This is a genomic window from Plantactinospora sp. A48, assembly GCF_055793945.1.
In genome coordinates this window covers 20,275-28,321 of record NZ_JBTIXF010000080.1, presented here as the reverse complement: position 1 = coordinate 28,321, position 8,047 = coordinate 20,275, and the positions used below count along the sequence as shown (strand labels likewise).

Genomic DNA, 8,047 nt, shown 5'->3' with positions numbered 1-8,047 from the left:
GTGTGATGGGTTCCTCCCCCCACCCCGTTCGCCCACCCTCCCCCCCCCCTTAGCCCCCCCCACCACACCCCCACCCCCCCCCCCCCCGCCCCGGCGCCGGACCAACCGGCGCGGGACCCTCGACCACGCCGGCCGACTTGGGAGCGACCTCCGGGGAACCATCGGACCGGTGCTCGCTCATGGCTGCGGAACCTCGTCGATCACGAAGACCACTGTGGGTTCGGCGTCGCTGCCCTGGGACCGGTGCTCCTCGCCGTCCGGGATGACGAAACCCATGCCGGGCCGACAGGGTACCGAGCGGTCCTGGAAGTGGATGGTGAACTCGCCCTGGAGGACGTAGCCAGTGTGTCCACGCAGGCACCACTGGTGCTCGTCGAAGCCGGGAGGCAGTTCGAGCAACCGGAGCCGCTGCTTCCCGACGTAGGCGATCTTGACCCGTCCCTCGGCCCCCGGCTTGTCCCACCGCTGCCACTCGGTGGCCGGGAAGTCGATGCCGACCGGCACGGTCGCCTGTTCAGTGGACATTCTCGATGTCTCCCTTGTTCGGTACGGTCTCGGCCCGCCGGGGCCGTGGCACGCGCTCGTTGTGGTCCCGTTGCGGCAGCACCGGGCCGCCCGTGAAACGCTGGTGGCGTTTGAGCAGTTGCACCATGTCGAGCATCCGGTGGACCATCCGCTCCAGCGCGTCGACGCCCTCGGCGTCGACCAGGCCGGGTTTACCGGTGGCGTTGCGCAACAGGACCGGGAACCCGCTGCCCACCAGGATCATCCGGTTGAGCAGCAGGTTGTTGACGATCTGGTTGTGTACGGAGGAGTCGCTGTACCGGCGGCCGGTGATGATGATGCCGCCGACCTTGTCGGCCAGCGGCCGGTTGAACCGCAGGTACCCGACACCGGCCCGCTCGATGAAGATCTGCATCAGGTGGGCGAGCCCGAACCCGTGTACCGGGGCCGCGTAGATCAGGCCGTCGGCGCGGATCATCTGCGCCACCAGATCCGGCACGTCGTCGTCCAACTGGCAGGGCAGGGTCCGGCCGTTGCAGTCACCGCACGGGCCGCACGGGACGATCCGGTGGTCGCGCAGCCGGATCGTCCGCGCCGTCGCCCCACGGTCCGCGATCAGGCGGCCGGCGTACTCGACGGCGACGTCGGTGTTGCCACCGGCCCGCTCGGATCCGTTGATGACCAGGATGGTCGCGGATTCGCTGTGCAAGAGCACCCCCATCGCTCGGCGGGTGGTCACGGGCGTTCCGGCCCGCCCCGCCCGTGGATCAGTCCGTCAGCGCCCCGGCGAAGTAGTCGGTGTACGCCTGCATGTCGAAGTGGCCGTGCCCGGAGAGCGAGAAGACGATCGCCTTCGACTCGCCCGTCTCCCGGCAGTGCAGCGCCTCGTCCACCGCCACCCGGATGGCGTGGGTGGACTCCGGCGCCGGCACCACTCCCTCGGTGCGGGCGAAGAGCACGCCGGCCTCGAAGCACGAGGTCTGTGGGACCGCCCGCGCCTCGATCAGGTCGAGGTCCTTCAGCGCGCTGATGATCGGTGCCATGCCGTGGTAGCGCAGCCCGCCCGCGTGGATGGCGGGCGGCCGGAAATCGTGGCCGAGGGTGTGCATCTTGGCCAGCGGGGTGAGGCCGACGCTGTCCCCGAAGTCGTAGTCGTACCGGCCCTGGGTCAGGGACGGGCAGGAGGCCGGCTCGGCCGCGATGAACCGGACCGTCGGACCGCCGGCGAACTGCCGGCGCAGGATCGGCAGGGCCAGTCCGGCGAAGTTGGAGCCGCCGCCGGCCGCCCCGATCACGATGTCCGGGTAGTCCTCGGCCTGTTCGAGCTGGAGCAGTGCCTCCTGGCCGATGATCGTCTGGTGCATGAGCACCAGGTTGAGGACCGAACCAAGGGCGTACTTGGCCGCACCGCCGCTGCGCGCGGCCGCCTCGACCGCCTCGGAGATGGCCAGTCCGAGGCTTCCGGTGGAGTCCGGATCGGCGGCGAGCGCCGCCCGCCCGGCCTCGGTGCGGTCGCTCGGGCTCGCGGTCACGAACGCGCCGTACGTCTGCATCAGGGCCCGCCGGTACGGCTTCTGGTCGTAGCTGATCCGCACCATGTAGACCTCGCACTCGACGCCGAAGTACGCGCACGCCATCGACAGCGAGCTGCCCCACTGGCCGGCGCCGGTCTCCGTGGTCAGGCGACGCACCCCGTCCTGCCGGCTGTAGTAGGCCTGCGGGACGGCGGTGTTCGGCTTGTGGCTGCCGGCCGGGCTCACCCCCTCGTACTTGTAGTAGATCCGGGCCGGCGTACCCAGGCTCTGCTCCAGGCGGCGGGCCCGGACCAGCGGGCTGGGCCGCCACTGCCGGTAGATGTCCAGCACCTGGCCGGGGATCTCCACGTCGCGCTCGGTGGAGAACTCCTGGGCGATCAGGCCGGCCGCGAACAGCGGTTCGAGATCGGCCTCGGTGATCGGTTCCCGGGTGCCGGGGTGCAGCATCGGCGGCAGTCCCTTGGGCAGGTCGGGGACCACGTTGTACCAGGTGGTCGGAAGGTCCTTCTCGGGTAGGACGAACTTGGTGGCGGTCATGGCCTCTTCCGGTAGGGGTGGCGGATCAGGGTGGGGCGATGGCCGGTTCGGCGGGCATCGGCACGGACCGGGTGGTCGGTCGCACCCGCAGCACCGCGAACGCGACCGCGCCGACCACCGGGGTCAGCAGGAGAAGCAGGAGGACCGGGCGGTGCCCGTTGGTCTGCCAGACGAAGCCGAGGCCCATCGGCACGATCAGCCGGGCGGAGCTGAGCACGAAGCCGTTGAGGGCCATGAAGCCGCCGACCCGGTGTTCCGGCACCTGATCGGCGATGTACGTGGGCACCACCACCGAGGCGATGATCTCGCCGACGGTCCAGACCACCGTGGACAGCAGCACGGCGGCCAGCGAGAAGCCGAAGAACAGGATGGCCATGCCGGTGCTCCAGAGCAGTCCCGCGACCACCAGCAGGGTGCGGGTCCGGTACGCCCGGATCCGCTTCTCGATCAGCATGCCGACGGTGACCACGACCAGGCTGTTGATCGTGTAGACCGCGCCCACCACCGCCACCGAGGCGTGCAGCACGGTGGTGACGGCCAGCGGCAGCGAGTACTCCAGGCCGATCAGCGGTGCCACGTAGCAGAACGAGATCAGCACCAGCACGGCGACGTCCAGGTCCCGCAGCAGCGCGGCCCGCCGGGTGCCGTCGGTGCCCGCGACCGTCGGATCGCGCCGGGTGTCCGCCGGTACGTTCAGCCGGATGGTGACGGCCGCGAGCAGCCCGAGCAGGATGTCACCGGCGAACATCAACCGGTACGAGTACGCCGCCACCACGCCGCCGAGCAGCGGGCCGATGCCCATCCCGAGGTTGTTGGCGATGTAACTGACCGTGTACGCGAACGGCCGGTCGTCCGGCTCGGCGAGGTCGGCGATCAGCGTGTTGGCCGCCGGGGCGAACATCCCCATCCCGACCAGCGCCACGAACAGCCACCCCGCGTACGTCCAGGGTGGACCGTCGAGCGTGGCGAGACCGAGGTAGCCGGCCGCGTTGAGCAGCAGGCTGGTGGTCAGCGCGGCGCGGCGGCCGGCCCGACCGCAGACCGGACCGCTGAGCAGGCTGCCCACGAGCAGGCCGGTGCTGCCCACCGAGATCAGCGCGCCCACCTGGCCGACGCCCAGGTGCCGGCTCTGCACCAGGTAGACCGCCAGCAGCGGAAAGACGAACGTGCCGGCCCGGTTGATGAAGGAGGCCAGCACCAGCATCCGCAGCGGCCGCGGCAACGCGCGGAACCGGGTCAGCCACATGGCGTGTCCCCCACCGGCTCGGTGCGTACCTCGAAGGCGTCCCGGATGGTCTTGAACCGGGCCCGTACGTCCTCGAAGTCGCGCCCCGCGCAGACGTACCAGCCCAGGACGTCGTTGGAGGCGGTGGGCGGGGCGAGCACGTCACCGACCCCCTTCCACACGTCCGCGTCGAGCACCGATTCGAGGGTGCGCAGTTCGTCGGCGCCGGTGATCGCGGTGATCCGGCCGTACCGGGCGCAGGTGAGGTACTCGGTGCCGATCTCCGGGCCCAGCGGCGCGGCGGTGACGTGGCCGGGGTCGAGTTCCAGCCGGCACCACTCCCCGGCCAGGTTGATGCCCCGACCCGCCTGGATCGCCGGCACGATCGAGCCGCCGCCGGCCCGGGCGCCCGCCTCGCCGAACACCACCTCGCCGTCCTCGGTGAGGAAGAACTCCACGTGCGCGACCCCGGTACGCATCCCGAACCCGGCCAGCACCGTGGCGTTGGCGGCCAGGATCCGGCGTTCGGCCGGGCTGAGACCGTGCTTGCGGGAGATGGTGCCGCCGGGTTCGTCGCGGAACTCCAGGATGGAGTACGTGTACCGGGACAGTTGCTCGAAGACCACCTGACCGTCGCGCATCAGCGAGTCGACGTGGTACTCGGCACCCCGCACGTACTCCTCGACCCGGTAGTCGTGCCGTTGGTCGGCCACCAGCGGCCAGACCCGGGCCAGGTCCGCGATCGAATCGACCCGGTGGGTGTCGCCACAGGCCCAGCCGGCGTAGGGCTTGATCACCACCGGCCAGCCGACCTCGGTGGCGAACTCGGCGACCGCGCCCATGGTGTCCGGACGGCACGAGCGGGCGACCGGCAGCCCCAGCTCGACGGCCCGGCGGTGCATCACGTTCTTGTCCCGGAAGGTCAGTGCCTGGTCCGGGTCGAGGCCGGGGATGTCGTGGTCCCGCCGGCAGAACGCGGCGGTCAGCACGTCGCCCTCGAAGAGCGGGAAGATCCGTTCCACCGGGTGCTCGGCCACGATCCGCGTCACCACGTCGCGGACGGACTCCCGGTCGTCGAGGTCGGCGTGGTAGCAGGGCAGGCCGCCCGCCTCGGGCGCCGGCTGGCCGGTCGGCAGCAGCACCACGGTGGCCACCCCCGACTCGCCGGCCGCCGCGACGACGCTGCGGAACTGGGCGGCGTAGCGGCCGGCCGCCGGCCGGTAGACGACCAGGATGGCGCGGCTCATCGCACGCCCTCCGCCCGACTGCCGGCGGGGTGCAGCGGCACGCCACCGGCGGGCAGGACAGCGCGCGGGTCGCCGGCGGGCAGGACGGCGCTGGTGGTGGCGGCGTCGAGCACCGCCTGCCGGCGGTCGGCCCGGGATGTCGGCTCGGTCAGTTCGTCGAGGACGGTGACCAGCCGGGCCAGGGCGTCCCGCACGGCCGACCGGCCGTCGGGGTGCGCGGCCTCGACGGTCAGCAGCAGGCGGTGCCGGCCGAGATCGGTACGCATCAGGTGGCCCTGCCGCCAGTTCCACCGCCGGGAGTGGGCCCGACCCTCGACGTCCGCGTAGACCACCTCACCCGGCTCGGGTCGCTCCGGGGCGTCGGGCGCGCCGAGCGGCAGGTAGGTCTCCGTGCCGTCGGCCGGCCGCACCGTCAGTTCGGTGATCCCGTCGACCGCGCAGGAGGCGACCGGCAGTCCCGAGCCGAGCGATACCGCGTTGCAGAGGTCGACCAGGGTGTTGATCCGGGGCAACCGGTCCCCCTTGGCCACCCGCCGGCTGATCGCCTCGGCGGCGCACGGGAACCGGTTGGGGTTGACCCCCACCGACCGGTACGCCGCCCGCCACGCCGCGATGCCCGGCAGTTCGGCCACGCCGGCCCGGTCCAGACCCGCCGCGCGCAGCGCGTCCTCGGCGGCGGTGAGCCGGGCTGTGACGCTCGGGTGTCCCGGTGTGACCTCCAGCATCGGGACGGCGATCAGGCCGAGGACGTAGTCCGGCACGGCGGCCAACACCCGATCGTCGATGCGCACGGTCAGGGTGTCGGTGCCGGGACTGGGCTGGGTCATCGTGGTCCTCGGTGGGCTCGGGCCAGAGTGGTCGACTCGACCGTAGGCACCGGGAGGGCTGCCCGTTGTGGCCAATTCCGCATCGTCCGGTGAGGCCAATCACCGGGCGGGTCGGTCCCGCCGCCCGGCGGTCGGTGCCGCCGACGCGCCGCGCAGGAAGTTGTCGAACAGCCGCAACCCGTCGTCGGTCATCACGCTCTCGGGATGGAACTGGACCCCCTCGACGGCGAGAAGGGGGTGTCGGACCCCCATCACGTAGCCGTCGTCGGACGACCGCGCGGTGACCGTCAGCGGGGCCGGCACCGGATCCGCGATGATCAGCGAGTGGTACCGGGTGACGGTCAGCGGCACCGCCGCACCGAGGTAGACCCCCGCGCCGTCGTGCTCGATCCCGCTGGTCTTGCCGTGCATCAGGTGCCGGGCGACCGCGACCGTCCCGCCGAAGGCCAGCCCGATGGCCTGGTGACCCAGGCAGACGCCGAGCAGCGGCACCGTGCCGGCGAAGGCGTGGACGAGTTCGACGTGCCCGGACTCGGCGGGGTGCCCCGGCCCGGGACCGAGGACCACCGCGTCCGGTTCGAGGGCGACCAGCTCGGCTTCGGTACGGGACCGGGAACGGACCACCGTGGTACGCGCGCCGAGGGTGCGCAGGTACTGGTCGATGATGTGGGTGAAGCTGTCGTAGGCGTCCACCAGCAGGACCCTCACGGCAGCAGTTCCTCGCCGGTGAGCGCCCAGTAGGTGGCGCTCATCTTGGCCAGCGTCTCCCGCCACTCGGCCGCCGCGACGGAGTCCGCGACCACCCCGGCGCAGGCCTGGGTGCGGTACCGCCGGCCGTCGTGGACGGCGGTGCGGATGCACAGCGCGAGAACCGCGAACCCGCGCACGTCGACCAGGCCGACCGACCCGGCGTACACGCCGCGGGGTTCGTCCTCCAACCCGTCGATGATCTCCATGGCCCGCAGCTTGGGCGCCCCGGTCATGGTGCCCGCCGGGAAGGCCGCGCAGATCGCCGCCCACACGTCGGCGGTGTCGGCCAGCCGGCCCGAGACGGTGGAGACCAGGTGGTGTACGTAGGTGAACGGCTCGGCGACCAGCATCGTGTCGACCGACAGCGTCCCCGGTTCGCAGACCCGGCCGATGTCGTTGCGGCACAGGTCGACGAGCATGACGTGTTCGGCCCGCTCCTTTTCGCTGGTCAGCAGCTCCCGCACCCGCTGCCGGTCGGTCTTCGGGTCGGCGGCCCGGGGCGCGGTGCCGGCGATCGGGCGCATCACCACCCGACCGCCCTCGATCCGCAGGAACAGTTCGGGGCTGGCCCCGATCACGCTCCGCCCGGCCCAGGGCGTCAGGTACATGTACGGCGACGGGTTGCGGTGCCGCAGCCGTTGGTAGACCTGGAGCGGGGTGAGATCGGTCTCGACCTCGATCCGGTGGCCGATCTGGATCTGGTAGCTGTCCCCGACCTCGATGTGCCGCAGGCACTGCTTCACCCGGGCGGCGAACGTCTCGGCGTCCAGGTTGTCGCGGACCACCGCGGGTCGCGGCGCGGCCGGCAGCTCCCGGTGCCGTTCGGGCAGTTCGGCGACCAGCTCCGCGATCGGGGGCGGCGCCTCGTCCGGCAGCTGCGGCCCGGTGCTGGTCAGCAGGTGGACGGTGCCGGCCCGCAGGTCCCACCACACGGCGTGCCGGAACAGCGCGAGCGTGCAGCGGGGGATGTCGTCGACCGCCCGGTCGATGGCGAGCTCGTCCATGTCCCGCGCGGCCTCGTAGGCCAGGGTGGTGAGGAACCCGAAGGCGAAGGCGTCGGTGGACACCTCGGTCTCGACGGTGAACGACCGCTGCACGGCCCGCACGGTGGCCCACAGTTCGACCGGTCCCGGCACCTGCCAGGCCCGCCGGCCGGGCCGGCTGTCCGTCGGTTCGCCGAGCAGTGCCGTGACGACGGCGGCCAGCGCCGCCCCGAGCGGGCCGTCGGCGGTCAGTTCGAGCCGGTCGGCGATGAACCGCAGTTCGGCGAGGCGTCCCCAGCCCACCAGCGCCGCGTGCCGGTCCCGGGCCGGGCCGTCGGGGCTTTCGAACAGGTAGCGGTCGTCCGGCGGGTGGCGCTCGGACAGCGCGGTGTAGAGCGACAGCGGATCCATCGCCGGCAACGGGGTCGAGGTCACGGTG

8 protein-coding genes are annotated in these 8,047 nt (G+C 72.1%); all 8 read right to left on the bottom strand.

Going from position 1 to position 8,047, the window contains the following annotated elements:
- Positions 1–177: 177 nt before the first annotated feature.
- Positions 178–525: a cupin domain-containing protein gene (locus ACXN5W_RS27390; protein WP_473161275.1), complete on the bottom strand. Its 348-nt coding sequence runs from the start codon at positions 523–525 to the stop codon at positions 178–180.
- Entirely contained in the window at positions 515–1,243 is a 729-nt protein-coding gene (locus tag ACXN5W_RS27385) for a flavodoxin family protein (protein WP_473161274.1), read from the bottom strand. The genes ACXN5W_RS27390 and ACXN5W_RS27385 overlap by 11 nt, the downstream gene beginning before the upstream one ends.
- A 28-nt stretch (positions 1,244–1,271) precedes the next feature.
- Complete coding sequence (locus tag ACXN5W_RS27380; RefSeq protein WP_473161273.1) at positions 1,272–2,576, bottom strand: TrpB-like pyridoxal phosphate-dependent enzyme; 1,305 nt, start codon at positions 2,574–2,576, stop codon at positions 1,272–1,274.
- Between the two features lie 25 nt (positions 2,577–2,601).
- Positions 2,602–3,822 carry an MFS transporter gene (locus ACXN5W_RS27375; protein ID WP_473161272.1) on the bottom strand — a complete coding sequence of 407 codons (1,221 nt, stop codon included), beginning with the start codon at positions 3,820–3,822 and terminating at the stop codon, positions 2,602–2,604.
- Positions 3,813–5,048 (bottom strand): ATP-grasp domain-containing protein, encoded by a 1,236-nt coding sequence (locus tag ACXN5W_RS27370; RefSeq protein ID WP_473161271.1) that lies wholly within the window; start codon positions 5,046–5,048, stop codon positions 3,813–3,815. The genes ACXN5W_RS27375 and ACXN5W_RS27370 overlap by 10 nt, the downstream gene beginning before the upstream one ends.
- The gene (locus tag ACXN5W_RS27365) at positions 5,045–5,875 is read right to left on the bottom strand and encodes a B3/B4 domain-containing protein (RefSeq protein WP_473161270.1); all 831 of its coding nucleotides are present in this window, start codon (positions 5,873–5,875) and stop codon (positions 5,045–5,047) included. Before ACXN5W_RS27365 ends, ACXN5W_RS27370 begins: the two co-directional genes overlap by 4 nt.
- 99 nt (positions 5,876–5,974) lie before the next feature.
- Positions 5,975–6,583 carry an anthranilate synthase component II gene (locus ACXN5W_RS27360; protein ID WP_473161269.1) on the bottom strand — a complete coding sequence of 203 codons (609 nt, stop codon included), beginning with the start codon at positions 6,581–6,583 and terminating at the stop codon, positions 5,975–5,977.
- On the bottom strand, positions 6,580–8,043 hold the full coding sequence (locus ACXN5W_RS27355; protein ID WP_473161268.1) for an anthranilate synthase component I family protein: 1,464 nt from the start codon (positions 8,041–8,043) through the stop codon (positions 6,580–6,582). The genes ACXN5W_RS27360 and ACXN5W_RS27355 overlap by 4 nt, the downstream gene beginning before the upstream one ends.
- Positions 8,044–8,047: the final 4 nt, after the last annotated feature.

Excerpts from the sequence above, each read along its gene's own strand:
- ACXN5W_RS27375 (WP_473161272.1), bottom strand. The coding sequence starts at position 3,822 with ATGTGGCTGACCCGGTTCCGCGCGTTGCCGCGGCCGCTGCGGATGCTG.
- ACXN5W_RS27365 (WP_473161270.1), bottom strand. The coding sequence starts at position 5,875 with ATGACCCAGCCCAGTCCCGGCACCGACACCCTGACCGTGCGCATCGAC.
- ACXN5W_RS27370 (WP_473161271.1), bottom strand. The coding sequence starts at position 5,048 with ATGAGCCGCGCCATCCTGGTCGTCTACCGGCCGGCGGCCGGCCGCTAC.
- ACXN5W_RS27390 (WP_473161275.1), bottom strand. The coding sequence starts at position 525 with ATGTCCACTGAACAGGCGACCGTGCCGGTCGGCATCGACTTCCCGGCC.
- ACXN5W_RS27380 (WP_473161273.1), bottom strand. The coding sequence starts at position 2,576 with ATGACCGCCACCAAGTTCGTCCTACCCGAGAAGGACCTTCCGACCACC.